Genomic DNA, 21,200 nt, shown 5'->3' with positions numbered 1-21,200 from the left:
ATGCGTGAACGGATGCTTGCAACGCGTCACACGCTGGCGGCGTAGAAGCGGCGATTGATGAGCTTGCGCACTTGCGGCGCGAGTTCGCCGGCGGTGAGTCCGGCGGGCCCCGTGCCTTCCGCGGACAGCGTCTGTGCCGCCAGCCCGTGCAGATAGACGCCCGCGAGCGCGGCTTCATGCGCCGGCAGCTTTTGCGCGAGCAATGCTCCGATGAGACCGCCGAGCACGTCGCCGGTGCCGCCGGTCGCGAGTCCGGCGTTGCCGGTCGGATTCACCGCGACGCGGCCATCCGGCGATGCGATCACCGTTCCCGAGCCTTTCAGCACGGCGACGGCGGCATAACGCGCCGAAAGCTGGCGCGCGGCGGCGATGCGGTCCGCCTGCACGCCCTTCGCATCCGTTTGCAGCAGGCGCGCGGCTTCGAGCGGGTGCGGCGTCAGGATGCACGGATCGCCCGCTTGCCCGCGCGCGGCGACTTCGCGGGCGAGGGCGTCGTCTTCGGCGACGAGGTTGAGCGCATCGGCGTCGAGCAGCTTCGGCATGTCGAGCTTCAACACGTCGGCGAGCACTTTCTTCGCGCGATCGCTTTTGCCCATGCCGCAGCCGATGGCCAGCGCGTCCATCTTGTCGAGCGCGAAGCCGTCGACGTGATGCAGCATGAGTTCGGGATGCGGCGGATCGTAGGGCGGGCCGCCTTCGCCGAGAAACGCGACGTGGACCTTGCCCGCGCCGCCATAGAGCGCCATGCGGGCGGCCAGAATCGGCGCGCCGCACATGCCGGTGTCGCCGCCGACGACCGCGAGCGTCCCGAACGTGCCCTTGTTGGTCGCGTAGTCGCGCGGCGGCAGATGCGCGCGAAACAGCGACGTCGCGTTGAGCACGACGGACGGCGCCGCGAGCGGCTCCACGTCCAGCGTCGCGACATGCAGCCTGCCGCACAAATCGCGGCCCTGCGCGGTGACGAGGCCCGGCTTCGCACCGATGAAGGTCATCGTGACAGTCGCGCGCACCGCCTCGCCGCCGCCGACGGGCGTGCCGGTATCGCTGTCGAGGCCGCTCGGCACGTCGAGCGCCAGCACGCGGCCCGACTCGCGTCCGCGACGCGACATGCGCGCCGCGATGTTGGCGAAGACGCCATCGAGCGCACGCGTGAGGCCGATGCCGAACATCCCGTCGACGAGCCAGCCGAGGCCATCGAACGAGGCGGGCGGCTCGCTTTCGATCGTGACGCCGGCGGCGCGTGCGGCGTCGAGCGCCCAGCGCGCGTCGTCGGGTTTGACTTCGCTCGGCATGCAGACGCGCACGGCAACGCCCGCGCGATGCAGCCGTTCAGCGACGACGAGCGCATCGCCGCCGTTGTTGCCGGGGCCGGCCACGATCCAGACGGGGAGCGTGGCCGCGTCCGGATCGCGGGCGAGGGCGTCGAGCAGATAGTTCGCGGCGGCTTCGCCTGCACGCGCCATCAGCGTATGCGGCGGCAGCGCGGCGGCGGCGCGCGCCTCGACCGTGCGCAATTCGTTCAGCGTGAGCAGCGCGAGGGCGTCGTCGGGTGTGAAGTAGGAAGCGGTCATGGTGGCGCGGAGCAGATGAGCGGGCGGTCGACGGAAGGCGATCCGGCTCGCACCGTTCATGCCACCCCGCGCGGCTCAGAAGCGTTCGATGTTGAGCGCCGCGAGCGTGTCGGCGGGGATGTCGGGCGTCACACCCGAGACCAGATCCGCGACCACTTTAGCAGAGCCGCAGGCGAGGCCCCAGCCGGCCGGGCCATGCGCCGCGTTCACGAAAAGGCGCGGATGCTGCGTCGTGCCGACGACCGGCAGGCCATCGACGGACAAGAGGCGCAAGCCGTCCCACGCGCGCGCCGCCGAGACGCGCGCCGCGCCCGGAATCCAGTCGTGCGTGCCCTGGCCGAGCACATCGTGCGCGCGGCGGGCGAGGGCGGCGTCGATCGGCTTGTCGGTTTTCGAGAGGCTCTGGAAGACACCCGCGCCGCCGACGCGCAGGCGCTGATGCACGCGCGTCATCGTGATGCGCTTCACGGAATCGACGACCGTCGTATGCGGCGCGCGCTCGTCGTAGGCGACCGGCGCGGTCAGCGTATGCACCCGCACCGGATAGAGCGACGACGTCGACCGGAAGCCGCTCAGCAACGCGGGCGTATCGGCGCCGGCCGCGACGACGATGGCATCGGCGGAAATCAGTTCCACCTCGCTCGGGCGCTTCACGCTGCCCTTCGCGCCCGACAATTCGACCACCGCGCGGCGCTCCTCCAGACGCACCGCGGCGACATCCCGGTTCATGCGGAACTGCACGCCGCTGTCTTCGAGAAGTTGCTTCAGCTGTTTCGTGAAATGGGGGCAATTGGCGGTGCGCTCGGCGGACAGCAGCACGCCCCCGGCGAATGCCGGATCGTCGGGCACTGACGGCTCGAAGGCGACGCATTCCTCCGGCGTCAGAACCCGATGCGGCACGCCGACGTCTCTCAGCAAGTCGATCGCCGGCTGCGCGTCCTCCAGCTCGCGGGCATTGCGGAACACGTGCAGCAGGCCGACGCGCTGCTCGAACTCCAGTTCGTGTTTCGTTTCGATTTCGGCGATGCAACGCCGCGACAACGCGACGAGCGGCTGAAGCAGCGCATATTGCGCGGCGAAGGCCTCCGGCTTGCGCAGCCGCCCGAGCTGCTTCAGAAAATCGCGGGCCGCGCCGTCGAAGCCGGTCTTGACCAGCATGCCGCTTTGTTTCGCGCGGGACGACGCCATGAACGTCGGGCCGAACCAGACGTCGAGCGGCGAGGGCAGCAGCGCGCCGCCCTGGCCGTAGGTCGCACCCTGGGCGACGGTCGCGTGGCGCTCGATCACGCAGACGCGATGCCCGGCCGAATGCAACTGATAGGCGGTGGCGATGCCGGCGATTCCTCCGCCGATGACGATGACATCCATGATTTTTTGTGCCCGAAGGCGGGTATAGCACGGCCGGGGCGGCGCATCGCGCGCCGGAGAAGCCGCATGTTCTAACGGCAGGACGGCGAGCACGGCGGCATGCCGCGCCCCTGGAAAGCGCGCCATGATAGCGCCAAATTCGCTGCCTAGGGACCGCCAATCGGGCCTTGCCGACGGTGCGGCCTGGGCGTCCGGCTATTTCGGGAAACGCGCCGAAGAACGCGCGTCGCCCGCGGCGTGGACACGACAGGCCGCTCGCGCCGCAGCCGTCCGATTTCGAGACGCATCCGGGTTATAATCGCGGTCTTCCTTTCGCCTCACGCCGCTTTGCACACTCGGCGCTCCGAGTGCCGTCGAGCGGCTCACAGACGTCATCGACGCATCGTCACAATGGCCCACTTCTCGTGTTTTCCCGGCGCTTCGGCTCTCTCCGATTTCCGTCAGACCCGTCTTCTTGAAACGCTCGTCAAAATCGATGCGAATATCGTCGGCGTGCGCGGGCAATTCCTGCATTTCGTCAACTCGTCGGAGCCGCTCTCCGATGAGGACACGAACCGCATCCACGCGCTGATGCACTACGGCGCCCCGTTCGAGGAACCGAAGGAACGCGGTCACGTCGAGACCTTCATGGTCGTGCCGCGTTTCGGCACGGTGTCGCCGTGGGCGAGCAAGGCCACCGACATCGCGCATCATTGCGGACTGACGCAGGTGCGGCGCATCGAGCGCGGCGTCGAATATTCCGTCGTCATGAAAAGCGGGCTGCTCGGCGGCAAGAAGACGCTGTCGGACGAAGCGCGCGCCCAAGTGGCCGACGCGCTGCACGACCGAATGACGGAAAACGTCGCGGCGTCGCGCGATCAGGCACTGCATCTTTTCGACGAACTGCCCGCGAAGCCGCTGCAAACGGTCGACATCATCGGCACGGGACGCCGCGCGCTCGAAGCTGCGAACATGGAACTCGGGCTCGCGCTGGCGGACGACGAGATCGACTATCTGGTGGACGCGTTCAAAGGGCTGAAGCGCAATCCGACCGACGTCGAGCTGATGATGTTCGCGCAGGCCAACAGCGAGCATTGCCGCCACAAGATCTTCAACGGCGAATGGACTATCGACGGCGAGAAGCAGGACATGTCGCTGTTTCAGATGATTCGCAACACCGAGAAGCTGAATCACGAAGGGACGATCGTCGCGTATTCCGACAATTCGGCGATCATGCAGGGCGGCATCGCGGAGCGCTGGTTCCCGCGCGGCGACAGCGAGCACTACGGGCGCCACGTCGAGCTGACGCACACGCTGATGAAGGTCGAGACGCATAACCACCCGACGGCCATCTCGCCGTTCGCCGGCGCGGCGACGGGCTCGGGCGGCGAAATCCGCGACGAAGGCGCGACGGGACGCGGCGCGCGTCCGAAGGCCGGTCTCGCAGGCTTCACGGTCTCGAATCTCGACTTGCCCGATGCGCGGCAGAAGTGGGAGAACGCCCGCGACTGCGCAACGCCGCTGCCGTCGCGCAACCCCGCCGATCAGCACGAGCCGTATGGCCGGCCGGAGCGCATCGCATCGCCGTTGCAGATCATGATCGACGGCCCGATCGGCGCCGCCGCGTTCAACAACGAATTCGGCCGCCCGAACCTCGGCGGCTACTTCCGCACCTACGAGCAGAACGCCGCGGGCCGCGTGTACGGCTATCACAAGCCGATCATGATCGCCGGCGGCATCGGCAATATTTCGGATCAGCACACGCACAAGCACGACTTGCCTGCGGGCACGCTGCTGATTCAGATCGGCGGGCCGGGCATGCGCATTGGCATGGGCGGGGGCGCGGCGTCGTCGATGGCGACCGGCGCGAACACCGCCGAACTCGATTTCGATTCGGTCCAGCGCGGCAATCCGGAAATCCAGCGCCGCGCGCAGGAAGTCATCAACGCGTGCTGGCAGCAGGGTAAGCGCAATCCGATTCTGTCGATTCACGACGTCGGCGCGGGCGGCATCTCCAATGCATTCCCCGAACTCGTCGATGGCGCGGGCAAAGGCGCGCGCTTCGATCTGCGCAAGGTCCAGCTCGAGGAAACCGGCCTGTCGCCGCGCGAAATCTGGTCGAACGAAGCGCAAGAGCGTTATGTGCTGGCGATCGCGCCGGCCGATTATCCCGCGTTCGAAGCGATCTGCGAGCGCGAACGCTGCCCGGTCGCGGTCGTCGGCGTGGCGACGGACGAGCGTCAGCTCAAAGTCGTCGACGATGACAACGCAGGCCAGCCGCCCGTCGACATGCCGATGGACGTGCTGCTCGGCAAGCCGCCGAAGATGCATCGCGACGTCAAGCGCGAAACCGCGCGTTTCGAGCCCGTCGACGTGACGGGCCTGCTGCTGTCCGAAATCGCGGTCGATGTGCTCAAGCATCCGAGCGTCGCGAGCAAGTCGTTCCTCATCACCATCGGCGACCGTTCGGTGGGCGGCACGACCGCGCGCGACCAGTTCGTCGGGCCGTGGCAAGTGCCCGTCGCGGATTGCGCGATCACGACGATGGACTACGCGGGCTTCCGCGGCGAAGCCATGACGATGGCTGAACGCACGCCGCTCGCCGTGATCGACGCGCCCGCATCCGGCCGCATGGCGGTGGGTGAGGCGGTGACGAACATCGCGTCCGCGCCGATCGAATCGCTGAACAAGCTGAAGCTGTCGGCCAACTGGATGGCCGCGTGCGGCAGCGCGGGCGAAGACGCCGCGCTGTACGACACCGTGAAAGCGATCGGCATGGAACTGTGCCCGGCGCTCGGCATCAGCATTCCGGTCGGCAAGGATTCGCTGTCGATGCGCACGAAGTGGCAGGATGCACGCGGCGCGCAGAAGGAAGTGGTGTCGCCGGTGTCGCTGATCATTTCGGCGTTCGCGCCGGTCGAGGACGTGCGGCGTCACCTGACGCCGCAACTCGCCGCCGATACGGACACCGTGCTGATCGCGATCGACCTTGGCCGCGGGCGCAATCGTCTTGGCGGCAGCATCCTCGCGCAGGTCACGCAGCAAATCGGCGATACGACGCCGGACGTCGACGATCCCGAAGACCTGAAGCGCTTCTTCGCCGCGATCCAGGCGCTCAACGCCGATGGCAAGCTGCTCGCTTATCACGACCGCTCGGACGGCGGCCTCTGGGCGACGGTCTGCGAAATGGCGTTTGCGGGCCACGTGGGGGTGTCGCTGAACGTCGACATGCTGACGCTCGACGCGAATCACGAGTTCGATTACGGCGACGCGAAGGACTGGACCAAGCAGACGAGCGGCCGCCGCGACGATCGCACGCTGCGCGCGCTCTTTACCGAAGAACTGGGCGCGGTGGTTCAGGTGCGCGCATCGGACCGCGACGCGGTGCTCGCCGCGCTGCGCGAACACGGGCTGTCGGCGTGCTCGCATGTCATCGGCAAGCCGAACGAGCGCGATGCGATCGAAATCTATCGCGACGCCAAGAAAATCTACGATGCGCCGCGCGTCGAGCTGCATCGTGCGTGGAGCGACGTGAGCTGGCGCATTGCGCGTCTGCGCGACAACCCCGCGTGCGCCGACGCCGAATACGACGCGCTGCTCGATGCAAACGATCCGGGTCTGTCGCCGGTGCTGACCTTCGATCCGGCGGAAGACGTCGCGGCTCCCTTCATCGCGACGAACAAGCGCCCGCGCGTGGCGATCCTGCGGGAGCAGGGCGTGAACTCGCATCTGGAGACGGCGTACGCATTCGATCGCGCCGGCTTCGACGCGCACGACGTCCACATGAGCGACCTGCTCGAAGGCCGCGCGACGCTTGCCGATTTCGCGGGCGCGGTGGCATGCGGCGGCTTCTCGTATGGCGACGTGCTCGGCGCGGGCGAAGGCTGGGCGAAGACGATCCGCTTCAATCCGCGTCTCGCGGACATGTTCGCGGCGTTCTTCGGCCGCCAGGACACGTTCGCGCTCGGCATTTGCAACGGCTGCCAGATGTTGTCGAGCCTGGCGTCGATCATTCCCGGCGCCGAAGCATGGCCGAAGTTCACGCGCAACAAGTCGGAACAGTTCGAGGCGCGCTTCTCGCTCGTCGAAGTGCAGAACTCGCCGTCGATCTTCTTCGCGGGCATGGAAGGCTCGCGCATTCCGGTGGCGGTCGCGCACGGCGAAGGTTTCGCGGACTTCTCGCAACAGGGCGATGCAGCCAGCGCGCTCGTGTCGATGCGCTACGTCGATCATCGCGGCAACGCCACGGAAAGCTATCCGCTCAACCCGAACGGATCGCCGCAGGGCATCACGTCGGTGACGACGCCCGATGGCCGTTTCACGGTGCTGATGCCGCACATGGAGCGTGTGCATCGCAATGTGCAGATGAGCTGGACGCCCGATGACTGGACCACGGACGCCAGCCCGTGGCTGCGCGTGTTCCAGAACGCGCGGCGGTTCATGGGCTGAGCTGCGCGTCGATGACGCGTTGAAACAGGACGGTTCACCCGAGCCCGCCTGACGCCCTCGAGAAAGTCGGACTCCTGTTCGACGTTCCCGAGGGCTTTTTGCATCCGGCGGCGATGACTTGTCGCGGCTGACAGGAAGTGATATCGGTGGGCAGGACGCCGCGCGTTTCAGCGAGTGAGCGTCGATATCCGGAGGCCATCGCATGGCAGGATTCGTCGCTCATCCAGCGTTTCTTTTCGTGGTGCTTCTCGTGGGTTTCATCGCGGCGGTGGCCCTCGGAGGTTTCGTTCGCCGACGCATCCGCGAACTCTCCGCCGAAGAACGCGAAGACTTCAACGTCGTTCAGACCGCAACGCTGACCCTGCTTGCGCTGCTGATCGGTTTTTGTCTCTCGATGGCCGTTGGCCGCTACGACACGCGCAAGACGCTCGAAGAAGCGGAAGCGAACGCGATCGGCACGGAGTACGCGCGAGCGGACCTGGCGGGTGCGCCCGTCGATAGCCGTATCAAAAGCTTGCTGATCGACTATGCGCGGCTACGAGCCGCTTATTACCGGGCGAGCGATCGCGCCCGCATGACGCAGATTGGAATCGAAACAGCGGCGCTGCAGACTCGACTGTGGGACCTCGCGAAGCAGGTCGCCAAGGATCAGCCGACGCCGATCGGCGGCATCGTCGTAACGGGCATGAACGATGTGCTCAACTCGCAGGATTATTCGGAAGCAGCCCGAATCAATCACATTCCGTTGGGCGCGTGGTTTCTCTTGATCGCCATCGGAGGCTTTGCGTGCGTCGTGCAAGGTTACGGTGCGCGAGGCGCGCTTCGGAAAGGATGGCTCATCACGATCCTGCCGGTGACGGTTTCATTGTCCGTCGCGCTTATCGCCGATATCGACAGCCCGCAGAGCGGCATCATCCGCGTGCAACCGCAGAATCTGAGCAGGCTTCTGCTGTCCTTGGGCGCGTAGCGGACCGCGCTCCAGGCGCAAGAAACGACAAAGCCGCCCGAGGGCGGCTTCGCTTCGCAACGCGTGACTGCCGAAGCGCGCTTACTTGATCACGGCCTTCTTGCGCAGTTCCTCTTCGAAATCCTGCAGCTTCTGCTGCTGCATCTGCTGCGCGATCTGCGCCTTGACCTGATCGAACGGCGGCGGGGCGACTTCGCGGCTATCGTCCAGACGAATGACGTGCCAGCCGAACTGCGTCTTCACCGGCGCGGCCGTCACTTCGCCCTTCTTGAGCTTCTCCGCCGCTGCGCCGAATTCCGGCACGTAAGCCGACGGCGACGACCAGTCCAGATCGCCGCCATTCTTGCCCGATCCCGGGTCCTTCGAATACTGCTTCGCGAGATCCTCGAAGCTCGCGCCGCCCTTGATCTTCGCGATCAGGTCTTTCGCCTGCGCTTCGTCTTCCACGAGGATGTGATGCAGATGCAGTTCCTTGCCGCCGCCCGTCTGCTTCACGAGCTGGTCGTAGCGTGCCTTGACTTCGGCATCGCTCGGCTTGTTCTTGGCGACGAAGTTCTCGATCAGCGCGCGCAGCACCACGGTCTGCTGCGCGACGGCGATTTGCGCCTTCACGTCCGGGCGCATTGCGATGCCTTCGCGTCCGGCTTCCTGCATCAGGATCTCGCGGTTGATGAGTTCCTCACGCACGGCCTGCTGCAGTTGCGGCGAATCCTGCTGACCCTGCTGGACGAGCTGCTTCACGAGCGCATCGGCGCGCGCCGTGGGAATCGGCGTGCCGTTGACGACGGCGATGTTTTGCGCAAACGCGGGAGCCGCCGCGCATGCCGCCAGCAACACCCAGACGCGGGTTTTTTTCAAAGTCATCGGAGGTTCCTAACTGAGCAAACTGACGCCTTAACAGGCGAGATTAGCGAAGATAAACCAGGCGCCGGTCCGAGCGAACCGGCACGCCGTGAATTCATTGGAATTGTTCTGCGAACTCTTGCGGCGTGAATGCCCGGATGGCGAGCGCATGCACGCCGCGCCGCATTTCATCGGCCAGCGCATCATACACCAGCCGATGCCGAGCCACGCGCGCCTTGCCGGCAAAGCGTTCGGAGACGACCGTCACCGTGTAATGGCTGCCCGCCGCCGCACCGGCATGGCCCGCATGCGCGGCGCTGTCGTCCTCGATGTGCACGGCCTGCGGTTCGAGCGCGGCGGTGAGAAGCGCTTCGAGATGGGTGATCTTCTCTTGCGCGCTTGCGTTGATGAAGTCGAACGATTCGCTCATTGCTTGTCCTCCTCCTTCATGTATTTCGCGAGCCAGAAGCTCTGCGCGACGATGAACAGCACGAGACAGCCCGTCGCGCCGAAGAGCTTGAAGTTGACCCACTGATCGGTGGTGAAGTTATACGCGACGAACAGGTTCACGACGCCCAGCAGCGCGAAAAACACCGCCCACGCGACGTTCAACTGTCCCCACACGCGATGCGGCAAGACGATCTGCTTGCCCATCATCGCTTCGATGAGATTCTTCCTGAAGCCGATCTGCGCGACGATCAGCGCGAACGCGAACAGCCAGTAGAGCGCGGTCGGCTTCCATTTGATGAAGGTGTCGTTATGCAACACGAGCGTCGCGCCGCCGAACACGACGACCACGCCGAGACTGACCCACAGCATCGGATCGACCTTGCGGTGACGGAACGCGACCCACGCGATCTGCACGAGCGTCGCGGCGATCGCGACGGCGGTCGCCGTGTAGATGCCCCAGATCTTGAATGCGACGAAAAAGAGGATGATCGGAAACAGATCGAACAGGAATTTCATTGGCGGCCGGAAGTGGTGGGCATCAGATAGTGCGGGTGCAGGAGACACGGCAGCGATAAGCGAACGCCCGCTCGAAAAGCGGGCGTGGATGACACGCGATGCAAGCGCATCGATACCTGCGAGCCCTTACTTGGGTTCGAATTGTAGCGCAGCCGAATTGATGCAATACCGCAGGCCAGTCGGCGCCGGGCCGTCTTCGAACACGTGGCCGAGATGCGCGCCGCAGTTCTTGCAGAGCACTTCGATGCGCAACATGCCGTGCGTGCGATCGGTCTTTTCCTGGATCACTTCGCCGTTGATCGGCTTGAAATAGCTCGGCCAGCCGCAGCCGGCATCGAATTTCGTATCGGACTCGAAAAGCGGCGTGCCGCAGCACACGCAGTCGTAGATGCCACGCTCGAAATGATCCCAGTACTCGCCGGTGAACGGCCGTTCCGTCGCGGCGTGGCGCGTCACGCGATACTGCGTTTCGCTCAGTTCGCTGCGGTAGGCGTCGTCGTCCTTTTTCAGCGGATAGTCGGCGGCGGCGGGGGTGTCGTCTCTGTTCATAAGTATCCTTGGTCGTTTCTTGCGTCCGGTGGACAACGAAGATGGGGGCGGCGGGATGAAGCGCAACTCACGAAGAGCAGCTCACTTCGAGATCGCCCGCCCAGTCTGGCGGAAGGCCGGCGTATGCCTCGTATTCCGGTTGCTCGTCGTACGGGCGGCGCAGCACATCCAGAAGACGTTCGACCTCCGAGAAGTCCTTCTCGTTCGCCTGGCGAATCGCCTGTTCGGCAAGATGATTGCGCAGCACGTACTTCGGGTTCACGCGATTCATCGCCGCGGCGCGCGACGCATCATCGCGCGATTCATGTGCAAGCCGCTCGCGATAGCGCACGGCCCACGCATCGAAAGCCGCGCGGTCGAGAAAGAGGTCGCGCACGGCCGCATCGTTCGATGCATCCGCCTTCGATACCTTCGACAGATTGCGGAACGTCAGCGTGAAATCCGCGCGATTCGCATGCATGATTTCGAACAGGGCGTTGGCGAGCTTGTCGTCGTCATCGCGGTTGGTTTCAAGCCCGAGCTTCGCGCGCATCTTCGCTTCGAGCGCCGGCGCGAACGCGGTCTTGTACTGCTCGAGCACCTTCTGCGCCTCTTCCACGACGCGTTCCGCGCGGCCTTCCTCCGGCAAATTCGCGCCAAAAAGCGGCACCAGCGCCTGCGCGAGGCAGAACAGGTTCCAGTAACCGACTTGCGGCTGACGGCTATAAGAATAGCGGCCCTGCGTATCGGAGTGATTGCAGATGTGATGCGCGTTGAAGCCGTCCATGAAACCGAACGGACCATAGTCGATGGTCAGGCCGAGAATCGACATGTTGTCCGTGTTCATCACGCCGTGGCAGAAGCCGACGCCCTGCCAGTGCGCCATCAGTTCGGCGGTGCTTCGCACGGCTTCACCGAGCAGCGCGAGATAGGGGTCGTCCGCCTCGCGGCACTGCGGATAGAAGCGGTCGATGACGTGATCGGCCAGCGCCTTCAGTTCGTCGACGCGATCGTTCGAATAGAAATGCTCGAAGTGCCCGAAGCGCACGAAGCTCGGCGCAATACGCGTGGCGATCGCCGCGGTCTCGATGGTTTCGCGGCGCACCGGCATGTCGGAGCCGATGACGGCGAGCGCGCGCGTCGTCGGGATGCCGAGATGATGCATCGCCTCGGAGCACAGAAATTCGCGGATCGACGAGCGCAGCACGGCGCGGCCATCGCCCATGCGGGAATAGGGCGTGCGGCCCGCGCCCTTCAGTTGCACTTCGAGGCGCGCGCCGGCGTGTTCGACTTCGCCGAGCGTGATCGCGCGGCCATCGCCCAACTGGCCCGCCCAAACGCCGAACTGATGCCCCGAATACACGGCGGCGTAGGGCATGGCGTCGCGCGGCCACTGCGGCGTCGGATTGCCGGCGAAGTACGCGGCGAATGCGGCGTGTTCCGGGCCGGAAGCGACGCTTGCATCGAAGCCGAGCGAATCGGCGGCTTCGCGCGAAACAGCGACGACGTAAGGATCGGGAACGGGCGTGGCGGGAAGGCGGGTCAGGAACGCGGAACCGAGCGCGGCGAAGGAACCGGGACGGCCGCTCCGGACGGCATCGGCGATGCGCTGCATGGAGCCGGCAGAGGACGCGAGTTCATCGGCTTCGTCGGTCGTTGCGCGCACCGCATTGCTTGGGGAAAACGACATATTGAGCGCCTCAGAGTTAAACGATATTGTAATTCCGCGCCCGCCGGCCTGCAGGACCGCCCTCGCGGCGGCAACCATGACGGTCACCATCGCGTAGCCAACCGCATTCCACTCGTCGAGGACTTTCCTTATGGCGGCACCGCTTTACGGTCAGATGATGGATGTACCGCTGCTCGCGTCGTCCCTGTTGGCTCATGCAGCACGGCATTTCGGCGATACGGAGATCGTGTCGCGCCGTATCGAAGGCGATGTTCACCGTTACACGTATCGCGATTGCGAGAAACGGGCGAAGCAGCTCGCGCAGGCGCTCGGTGCGCTGGGCGTTGAACAAGGGGAGCGCATCGGCACGCTGGCGTGGAACGGTTATCGGCATCTCGAGTGTTACTACGGCGTGAGCGGCATGGGCGCCGTCTGCCATACGATCAACCCGCGTCTCTTTCCGGATCAGGTCGCGTTCATCATCGACCACGCCGACGATTCCTACGTGTTCTTCGACATGACGTTCCGGCAGCTCGTCGAGAACATCGCGCCGCAATGCCCGAACGTCAAAGGCTGGATCGCGCTCGGCGACGCTGCATGCATCGCCGAACATCTCGGCGACATGAGCGTGCCGGTGATGAGCTACGAGAGTCTCATTGCGCCGCACGACGGCCTCTATGACTGGCCGGTGCTCGACGAGCGCCAGGCATCGTTTCTCTGCTACACGTCGGGCACGACCGGCAATCCGAAGGGCGCGCTGTACTCGCATCGGTCGACGGTGCTGCATGCGTATGGCGCCGCGCTGCCGGACGCGATGGGTGCATCGTCGAGCGACGCGATCCTGCCCGTCGTGCCGATGTTCCATGTCAACGCGTGGGGCATTCCGCACGCGGGGCCGCTCGTCGGCGCGAAGCTGGTGTTTCCCGGCAAGGACCTGGACGGCCAGTCGCTCTATGAATTGATGGAAGCGGAAGGCGTCACGTATTCGGCGGGCGTGCCGACCGTCTGGCTCGGCTTGCTCGCGTACATGAAGCAGGCGGGCAAGCGCTTTTCGACGTTGAAGCGCACGGTGATCGGCGGTTCGGCCTGTCCGCCGGCGATGCTGCGCGCTTTCGAAGACGAATACGGCGTCGAAGTAATCCACGCGTGGGGCATGACGGAAATGTCGCCGCTCGGCACGCTGGCGCGCCTGAGCTTCAGGCAGAAGCAGCGTTCGCCGGAGGAGCAGCGCGCATCGCGCGAGAAGCAGGGACATGCGCTTTTTGGCGTCGATATGAAAGTGGTCGGCGACGATGGCCGCGAGCTTCCCTGGGACGGCGCATCGTTCGGCGATCTGCACGTGCGCGGCCCGTGGGTCATCGACCGCTATTTCCGCCGCGACGATTCTCCGCTCGTCGACGGCTGGTTCCCGACGGGCGACGTCGCGACCATCGATGCCGATGGCTTCATGCACATCACCGATCGCAGCAAGGACGTGATCAAGTCGGGCGGCGAGTGGATCAGTTCGATCGACCTGGAGAACATCGCGGTGTCGCATCCGCAGGTGGCGGAGGCGGCGTGCATCGCGTGTTCGCATCCGAAGTGGACCGAGCGGCCGATGATCGTCGCGGTGCGTCGCCCTGGTGCGACGCTCACGCGCGAGGAACTGCTCGCGTTTTACGAAGGCAAGGTCGCGAAGTGGTGGATTCCCGATGACGTCGTGTTCGCCGACGAGTTGCCGCATACGGCGACCGGCAAGCTGCAGAAGGTGCGGCTGCGGGAGTTGTATCGGGAGCACGTGCTGCCGGGGGTGGAGGAGAGGACGGTCTAGCCGTCTTTGTCCCGCCGGGCAGGGTTGGTCGGATTAAGTCACTAGCGAAAGCCGATACTTTGCAGCGACCATGCTGGCCTCTTGGCGACAGTCGAGAGGCCGCTTTGTCGTTCGCCCCAATACGGCCGCTTCAGCCCCATCGCCGGTCCGCGAATCCGTTCTGGCGAAGCCTCAACGATGCCGATTCATGTGAGCGTGCAGGACGCAGGGACGTTCGACGCGGCCCGCCTGTACTGCTTCGCCACCGGCAGCACTTCACCGACGTACTCGCGGCGATTGCCTGAGCGATGTAGGCGGCGCGCGGGCATTTCTAACGCATGGTCAGACGGTGTTTTGTAAATTGCGGCTCAATCGCCCACAATGCCTCATCGGCGCAACACACAGGAGCGATACATGCCCGTGCAGTACACCATCCGCGACAACGTCGCCGTCATCACGCTCGACAACCCGCCCGTCAACGGGCTCGGGCATTCGACGCGCCTCGGCATCGTCGAAGGCGTGGAGCGCGCGCGCGACGATGCGAACGTGGCGGCCGTCGTTATCATCGGCGCGGGCAAGGCGTTCTCGGGCGGCGCGGACATCACCGAATTCAACACGCCCAAAGCCACGCAGGAACCGACGCTCGCCACCGTCATCAAGACCGTCGAGAACAGCGAAAAGCCGGTGATCGCCGCGATCCACGCTATCGCGATGGGCGGCGGCCTCGAACTCGCGCTCGGCGCGCACTACCGCGTGGCCGCGCCCGGCGCGCAGATCGCGCTGCCCGAAGTGAAGCTCGGCCTGTTGCCCGGCGCGGGCGGCACGCAACGTCTGCCGCGTGCGGTCGGTCTCGAAACCGCGCTCGACATGATCGTGTCGGGCGCGCCAGTCAGATCGGAGCAGCTCGCGCACACCGCGCTCTTCGACGAAATGGCCGAAGGCGATCTGCTCGATGCCGCCGTGCGCTTCGCCGCGCGCATCGCACAGACGAGGGGGCCGCATCCGAAAGTGCGCGACCGTGACATCGCGCATACGGATGCCGAGCGCATCATCCGGTCCGCTCGCGAGAAAATCGCGCAGACCGCGAAGCATTTCCCCGCGCCGCACAAGTGCATCGACGCGATCGAACGCGGCGTGAACGAAGGCTTCGAGCGCGGCCTCGCGTTCGAGCGCGAGTGCTTTCTCGCGCTCGTGCAGACGCCCGAGAGCCGCGCCTTGCGGCACGCGTTCTTCGCGGAACGCGCGGCGGGCAAGATCGCCGATGTGCCATCGAATACGCCCGCGCGGAAAATCGAGCGCATCGGCGTGATCGGCGCGGGAACGATGGGCGGCGGCATCGCGATGAACTTCGTCAACGCGGACCTGCCCGTCGTGCTCCTGGACACAACGCAGGACGCGCTCGATCGCGGCATCGCCACGATTCGCCGCAACTTCGAAGCGCAAGCGAAGAAAGGCAAGCTAACGCACGAACAGGTCGAAGCGCGAATGCGGCTCATCACCCCGACGCTCGCTTACCGCGATCTGTCCGAAGCCGATCTCATCGTCGAAGCGGTGTTCGAAGACATCGACGTGAAAGAGCGCGTGTTCCGTCAGCTCGATGACATCGCCAAGCCCGGCGCGATCCTCGCATCGAACACGTCGACGCTCGATCTCGACCGCATCGCCGCGTTCACGAAGCGCCCGGGCGATGTCGTCGGCATGCACTTCTTCAGCCCCGCCAACGTGATGAAGCTGCTCGAAGTGGTGCGCGGCGCGAAGACGGAGAAAGACGTGCTCGCGAGCGTGATGCAGCTCGCGAAAAAAGTCCGCAAGACGGCAGTCGTCGCGGGCGTGTGCGATGGCTTCATCGGCAACCGGATGATCGAGCAATACCTGCGCCAGGCGCTGTTCATGCTGGAAGAAGGCGCGCTGCCCGCGCAGATCGATCGCGCGATCGAGCAGTTCGGCTTCGCGATGGGGCCGTTTCGCATGAGCGATCTTGCGGGCAACGACATCGGCTGGGCCATCCGCAAGCGCCGCTACCGCGATCAGCCGCAGATGCGTTATTCGCAGATCGCGGACCGGCTTTGCGAAGCGGGCCGCTTCGGCCAGAAAACCGGCGCGGGCTGGTACGACTATGCGGACGGCTCCCGCGAAGCGAAGCCATCGCGCATGGTCGACGACATGATCGCCGCGTATTCGAAAGAGCGGGGCATCGAACGGCGCAGCATCGGCGACGAAGAGATCGTCGAACGGCTACTGTATGCGCTCGTCAACGAAGGCGCGAAGATTCTCGACGAGGGCATCGCGAGCAAGGCATCGGATATCGACATCGTTTATCTCACCGGCTACGGTTTCCCGCTATGGCGCGGCGGCCCGATGTTCCATGCCGACGCCACCGGTCTCCAGAACGTCGAGCGCGCAGTGCGCCGATACGCCGGACAGCCCAACGGCGATGCGTGGCAACCCGCCGCGCTCCTCACCCGACTCGCGGCCTCGAACGGCCGCTTCAACGCCTGATGCAAGCGATATGAAATCCGTGGAAGATGTGCTTCTCGTCGTCGACGTGCAATACGACTTCATGCCGGGCGGGGCGCTGGCTGTCGCGCGTGGCGACGAAGTGGTGCCGGTCGTCAACCGGCTGGCGCGAGCGTTCTCGCACGTGGTGCTGACGCAGGACTGGCATCCGGCGTCGCATGTTTCGTTCGCGGCGAATCATGCAGGCCGCGCGCCGTTCGAGACGATCGCGTTGCCCTATGGCGAACAGGTGCTCTGGCCAACGCATTGCGTGCAGGGCACGGACGGCGCGGCGCTGCATCGCGACCTCGATGCGCCGCACGCGCGGCTAATCGTTCGCAAGGGTCATCACGAGAAGGTGGACAGCTATTCGGCATTCCTCGAAGCCGACCGCACGACATCCACGGGCCTTGCGGGCTACTTGCGCGATGTCGGCGCACAGCGCGTCTGGCTCGCGGGACTCGCCACCGACTATTGCGTCGCGTGGTCCGCGCTCGATGCGCGCGCCGCCGGTTTCGAAGCGCACGTGATCGAAGACGCCTGCCGCGCGATCGACCTGAACGGCTCGCTCGACAAGGCCTGGAGCGACATGCGGGCCGCGGGCGTAACGCGCGTGCAAGCGGCGCAGGTCAACGCGGCGTGAGCCGCCGCGGACAACGAGGATTTGCTACGCTTGCAGCTTCGTCAGACAACAGGAGCCGCCGTGCTGCGTCACATCGTCATGTGGAAACTGAAGGACTTCGCCGAGGGCGCGGACCGCGCTGAAAACGCGCAGAAGCTAAAGGCGAAGCTCGAAACCTGCCGCAGCATCGTGAAGGGGCAAGGACACTTCGAAGTCGGCACCGCGCAACCGGGTTTCGATTGCACCTACGACGTCGTGCTCGTCTCGGATTTCGACGACAAAGCATCGCTCGACGCCTACCAGAATCATCCGCGCCATCTGGCGTTGAAGGACTTCGTGGCGGCGATTCGCGAAGCGCGCCAGTGCGTCGACTACGAAGTGTGACCGCAATGACTGATACTAAAACAAGCCACGGCCCGGCGCTCGAAAGCCCGTTTATCGACTTGCTCGGCGTCGAGCTCGTGAAGGCCATCGATGGCGAGAGCGAAGTGCGTCTGCCGCTCGGCGACGCGCATCTCAACACATGGGGCATCGCGCATGGCGGCGTGACCATGACCCTGCTCGATGCGGCGCTCGCGATCGCGGCGCGCAGCGTGGCGGGTGACGGCATCGGCGTCGTCACCGTCGAAATGAAGGTCAACTTCATGCAGCCGGGACGCGGCGAGTTGCGCGGTTATGGCCGCGTGCTGCATCGCTCGACGACGATGGCTTATTGCGAAGGCGAAGTCCGCGATAGCGAAGGGCACTTCGTCGCAAAGGCGCTCGGCACGTTCAAGTACATGAAGCGGCTCGCCGTCGGGCGCGACGTCGTGAGACAGAAGCTGCGCTCCGATCCAAAGGCGACGCCCGGACCGAGCGACGCGTGACGAGCTGTGCGGCGCGCCGCTGGTCCGGCCGCGCCTGACTGAAGTTCACGCAGCCGCCGTTGCTTCGTCCTCACGGATAACGCCACAGATCAGGAGAACCATTGGATCGCTTCGAAGACAAGGTCGCCGTCATCACCGGCGCGGGAAGCGGCTTCGGCCGTGAGTTTGCGCTCATGGGCGCGTCGCTCGGCATGAAGCTCGTGCTCGCCGATATCGACGACGCCGCGCTCGCCGCAACCGTCGATGCCGTCCGCGCGCAAGGCGGGCAGGCGCAGGGCGTGCGCACCGACGTGTCGGATGCGGACGAGGTCGATGCGCTCGCCCGCGCCACGCTCGATGCCTACGGCGGCGTGCATCTGCTTTTCAACAACGCGGGCGTCGGCGCGGGCGGCTTCGTCTGGGAGAACAGCCCGAAGGACTGGCAATGGGTGTTCGGCGTGAACGTGATGGGCGTCGCGAACGGGCTGCGCGCTTTCACGCCGATCATGCTGAAGCAGGGCGAGCCCGCGCATATCGTCAATACGGCGTCCGTGGCCGGCTTGCTCGCGGCGCCCGCGATGGGCGTCTACAACGCATCGAAGCACGCGGTCGTCGGGCTGACGGAGACGCTGTATCACGATCTGCGGCTCGCACGTGCGCCGGTCGGCGTGTCGCTGCTGTGCCCGGCGTTCGTGCCGACGGGCATCGCCGATGCCGAACGCACGCGCCCCGATGCGCTCGCCAACGATGCGCCGCTGACCGCATCGCAAAAGATGGCGGCGCGGCAACTGACGCGGGCGGTGGAAGGCGGGCGGCTATCGGCGCGCGATGTCGCCGCGCTCACCTTCGACGCCGTGCGGGAAGGGCGCTTTTACGTCATCACGCATCCGAACATCATGCCGTCGATTCAACTTCGGCTCGACGATATCGCGCAGTTGCGCAGCCCGACCGATCCGATGTCGCACAGACAAGAAGCGAAGAGATCGGATTAACGGGTTCGTGGCATCATCGTGCCCTTTGAACGCTTCTTTCGCCGATGCCGCTCAACCCCAAGATCGCGCAAATTCTCGAGATGGTCGCGCGCGCGAACCGTCCGCCGTATCACACGCTGACGCCAGCCGAAGCGCGCGCCGCCTACGCGATGAGCGCGCCGATTCTCGACATCGCGCCGCTGCCGATGCACAGCATCGAAGACATGCGTATCGGCACACGCGACGGCGCTGAGATCGGCGTGCGCGTCTATCATCCGGTCGCGCCGAGCTGGGCGGAACCGGCGGCGGCGCTGTTGTATCTGCATGGCGGCGGCTTCACGGTCGGCAGCATCGCGACGCATGACGCGCTCTGCCGCAAGCTCGCGCACGATGCGGGCTGCGCGGTGGTATCGGTCGATTACCGGCTCGCGCCCGAGCATCGCTTTCCAATAGCCGTGAACGATGCGTTCGACGCGCTTCAATGGCTCGTGCAGGAAGCGGCGCTGCTGGGCATCGATGCAGCGCGGCTCGCGATCGGCGGCGACAGCGCGGGCGGCACGCTCGCCACGGTCTGCGCAGTGCTCGCACGCGATGCGGGCATCCCGTTGCGGCTGCAACTGCTGATTTATCCCGGTACGAGCGCGCGGCAGGACAGTGCATCGCATGCGCGGCTCGCCGAAGGCTATTTGCTGTCGGGCGAAACGATTCAATGGTTCTTCGCGCAATATCTGCGTGACGATCGCGACCGTGACGACTGGCGTTTCGCGCCCCTCGACGCGGCGGGCGGTCATCCGGACTTCGCAGGCGTTGCGCCGGCGTGGATCGCGGCGGCGGACCACGATCCGCTCTACGACGAGGACATCGCGTATGCCGCAAAGCTCGAAGCGGCCGGCGTGCGAGTCACACTGGCGCGCTACGAAGGCATGATCCACGAGTTCTTCAAGATGGGCGGATTCGTGCCCGAAGTGGCGCGCGCACATGCGGATGCGGTGGCGGCGTTGAGGGAGGCGTTGGGCTGAGGGAGGCGGTTGATTGTTTGGATGTCTGACATGCCGCGCAAACCGCTCGTCCGCATCTGTCTCAATGCTTCTGCGCTTTTACTTCTCGCACTCGTCGTTGTCTTCAACGCAGCCAACCTGATCGAAGCGTACGGCAGCGGTGCGCCGTTCTACTCGCGCACCGTCAACATGGACAAATGAGTCGATCCGTTGCCGCTTCTCGCCCTCGTCGATGCGCTCACCGTGCTGCTCCAGTTCGCCACCGTCCGAATGCTTCGACGCAAGCCCTGAGCGCGCGGCAGTCACGAAGCGATATCGAAGTCGAACGCCCGCTCGAAGCTGCCCGGCCTCACGATGCGATGCGAGCCATCGTCGTCGCTGCGCTCCTTGATCTGAATCGACATGCCACGCTCGTTCGGCGTGACGCGCAACGCCGTGGTGCTGCGCGTGCCGTACTCGGGCGTCTCGATGAACGCCGCCGACAGCACGCGCTCTCGCTCGATCGACAAGCCCGTCGACGGCAGCAGCGCATCGTCGGCGATGCGCGGATCCCGTAGCGTTTCGATCAGCACGTCGAGTTCCGGATGTTCATCGGCGTGGATCAGGTCGGCCAGCGCGTCGCGTTGCGCGACGAGTTTCGGCCACGGCGTATTCAGCAAGCTGTTCGACAAGCCATGCACGCCCGCCCCGAGCAACGAGGGCGGCGCGTCGGCGCGGTTGCCGTACCAGCCGAGCTCGCGCCGCGTGAAATCGCCGCAAAGCAAGTTGAACCCGTTATAGCGATGCCCGCATTCCGCGACGCGCTCCAGATAATCCATCGGCGCGACGCGTTCGCCCAACAAAAACGCGCTTACCAGCGTGCCGCGCGTGGGCGCATCGGCGCGCATTTCGGCAGGCGAGCGGAAGTTCGTCAGCGCGGCGAACCGGCCATCGCGGCTCACGCCGAGCCACGTGCCGCCGCCCGTCAGATCGCGGCCAGCAAGCACGCCGGGGGCGTCGGTCCACCAGTGCATCGGCTCGGCCTCGCGGCGGAAGAATTCATCGCGATTCGCGGCCAGCGTCAGCAAGGCGCGCTCGCCGTGCGGCTGCGCGTCCGCCGTTGCGTCCGGCTGCCAGTCGAAAACGATGAGGCACATGCG

The 21,200-nt window shown here is 65.5% G+C and carries 18 protein-coding genes; 10 read left to right on the top strand and 8 right to left on the bottom strand.

Going from position 1 to position 21,200, the window contains the following annotated elements; genetic code table 11:
• Positions 1 to 26 precede the first annotated feature (26 nt).
• Positions 27 to 1,571 (bottom strand): NAD(P)H-hydrate dehydratase, encoded by a 1,545-nt coding sequence (locus LDZ21_RS06940; protein WP_244792305.1) that lies wholly within the window; start codon positions 1,569 to 1,571, stop codon positions 27 to 29.
• 75 nt (positions 1,572 to 1,646) lie between these two features.
• Positions 1,647 to 2,939 carry an FAD-dependent oxidoreductase gene (locus LDZ21_RS06935; RefSeq protein WP_244792303.1) on the bottom strand — a complete coding sequence of 431 codons (1,293 nt, stop codon included), beginning with the start codon at positions 2,937 to 2,939 and terminating at the stop codon, positions 1,647 to 1,649.
• Between the two features lie 390 nt (positions 2,940 to 3,329).
• Between LDZ21_RS06935 and purL the strand changes: the two genes are divergently transcribed.
• Positions 3,330 to 7,367 carry a phosphoribosylformylglycinamidine synthase gene (gene purL, locus LDZ21_RS06930; protein WP_244794786.1) on the top strand — a complete coding sequence of 1,346 codons (4,038 nt, stop codon included), beginning with the start codon at positions 3,330 to 3,332 and terminating at the stop codon, positions 7,365 to 7,367.
• Between the two features lie 202 nt (positions 7,368 to 7,569).
• Positions 7,570 to 8,334: a bestrophin-like domain gene (locus LDZ21_RS06925; protein ID WP_244792301.1), complete on the top strand. Its 765-nt coding sequence runs from the start codon at positions 7,570 to 7,572 to the stop codon at positions 8,332 to 8,334.
• A gap of 81 nt (positions 8,335 to 8,415) precedes the next feature.
• Here LDZ21_RS06925 and LDZ21_RS06920 read toward each other — a convergent pair whose 3' ends face one another.
• The 5 genes from LDZ21_RS06920 to LDZ21_RS06900 all read right to left on the bottom strand — a co-directional run bounded on the left by LDZ21_RS06920 (position 8,416) and on the right by LDZ21_RS06900 (position 12,361).
• A complete protein-coding gene (locus tag LDZ21_RS06920) occupies positions 8,416 to 9,198 on the bottom strand; it encodes a peptidylprolyl isomerase (protein WP_035967388.1) in 783 nt (260 codons plus the stop codon).
• A 94-nt stretch (positions 9,199 to 9,292) separates the two neighbouring features.
• Positions 9,293 to 9,607, bottom strand: a complete 315-nt coding sequence (locus LDZ21_RS06915) for a BolA family protein (RefSeq protein ID WP_244792299.1) — start codon at positions 9,605 to 9,607, stop codon at positions 9,293 to 9,295.
• A complete protein-coding gene (locus tag LDZ21_RS06910; protein ID WP_035967386.1) occupies positions 9,604 to 10,143 on the bottom strand; it encodes a septation protein A in 540 nt (179 codons plus the stop codon). The genes LDZ21_RS06915 and LDZ21_RS06910 overlap by 4 nt, the downstream gene beginning before the upstream one ends.
• Before the next feature lie 126 nt (positions 10,144 to 10,269).
• Complete coding sequence (msrB, locus tag LDZ21_RS06905) at positions 10,270 to 10,692, bottom strand: peptide-methionine (R)-S-oxide reductase MsrB (RefSeq protein WP_035967385.1); 423 nt, start codon at positions 10,690 to 10,692, stop codon at positions 10,270 to 10,272.
• A gap of 67 nt (positions 10,693 to 10,759) precedes the next feature.
• Positions 10,760 to 12,361 carry a protein adenylyltransferase SelO gene (locus LDZ21_RS06900; RefSeq protein WP_425306850.1) on the bottom strand — a complete coding sequence of 534 codons (1,602 nt, stop codon included), beginning with the start codon at positions 12,359 to 12,361 and terminating at the stop codon, positions 10,760 to 10,762.
• A 130-nt stretch (positions 12,362 to 12,491) separates the two neighbouring features.
• Between LDZ21_RS06900 and LDZ21_RS06895 the strand changes: the two genes are divergently transcribed.
• From LDZ21_RS06895 to LDZ21_RS06860, 8 genes are all read left to right on the top strand, one after another.
• Positions 12,492 to 14,150: a 3-(methylthio)propionyl-CoA ligase gene (locus LDZ21_RS06895; RefSeq protein ID WP_244792297.1), complete on the top strand. Its 1,659-nt coding sequence runs from the start codon at positions 12,492 to 12,494 to the stop codon at positions 14,148 to 14,150.
• A 393-nt stretch (positions 14,151 to 14,543) separates the two neighbouring features.
• Positions 14,544 to 16,628, top strand: a complete 2,085-nt coding sequence (locus LDZ21_RS06890; RefSeq protein ID WP_244792295.1) for a 3-hydroxyacyl-CoA dehydrogenase NAD-binding domain-containing protein — start codon at positions 14,544 to 14,546, stop codon at positions 16,626 to 16,628.
• A gap of 10 nt (positions 16,629 to 16,638) precedes the next feature.
• On the top strand, positions 16,639 to 17,268 hold the full coding sequence (pncA, locus tag LDZ21_RS06885; RefSeq protein WP_244792293.1) for a bifunctional nicotinamidase/pyrazinamidase: 630 nt from the start codon (positions 16,639 to 16,641) through the stop codon (positions 17,266 to 17,268).
• A 60-nt stretch (positions 17,269 to 17,328) separates the two neighbouring features.
• On the top strand, positions 17,329 to 17,631 hold the full coding sequence (locus LDZ21_RS06880; RefSeq protein WP_035966270.1) for a Dabb family protein: 303 nt from the start codon (positions 17,329 to 17,331) through the stop codon (positions 17,629 to 17,631).
• Positions 17,632 to 17,636: 5 nt separating this feature from the next.
• On the top strand, positions 17,637 to 18,113 hold the full coding sequence (locus LDZ21_RS06875) for a PaaI family thioesterase (protein WP_244792291.1): 477 nt from the start codon (positions 17,637 to 17,639) through the stop codon (positions 18,111 to 18,113).
• Between the two features lie 101 nt (positions 18,114 to 18,214).
• Positions 18,215 to 19,084, top strand: a complete 870-nt coding sequence (locus LDZ21_RS06870) for an SDR family oxidoreductase (RefSeq protein WP_244792289.1) — start codon at positions 18,215 to 18,217, stop codon at positions 19,082 to 19,084.
• 44 nt (positions 19,085 to 19,128) lie between these two features.
• Entirely contained in the window at positions 19,129 to 20,082 is a 954-nt protein-coding gene (locus LDZ21_RS06865) for an alpha/beta hydrolase (protein ID WP_244792287.1), read from the top strand.
• Positions 20,083 to 20,112: 30 nt separating this feature from the next.
• Entirely contained in the window at positions 20,113 to 20,262 is a 150-nt protein-coding gene (locus LDZ21_RS06860) for a hypothetical protein (protein WP_244792285.1), read from the top strand.
• 101 nt (positions 20,263 to 20,363) lie between these two features.
• On the opposite strand, the gene LDZ21_RS06855 is transcribed toward LDZ21_RS06860, so the two are convergent.
• Positions 20,364 to 21,197, bottom strand: a complete 834-nt coding sequence (locus LDZ21_RS06855) for an NRDE family protein (protein ID WP_244792283.1) — start codon at positions 21,195 to 21,197, stop codon at positions 20,364 to 20,366.
• Between the last annotated feature and the right edge of the window lie 3 nt (positions 21,198 to 21,200).

Source organism: Caballeronia grimmiae, assembly GCF_022879615.1.
Taxonomy (GTDB): Bacteria; Pseudomonadota; Gammaproteobacteria; order Burkholderiales; family Burkholderiaceae; genus Caballeronia; species Caballeronia grimmiae.
The sequence above is the reverse complement of the archived record's forward strand: the minus strand, read 5'-3'. Positions and strand labels throughout refer to the sequence as shown.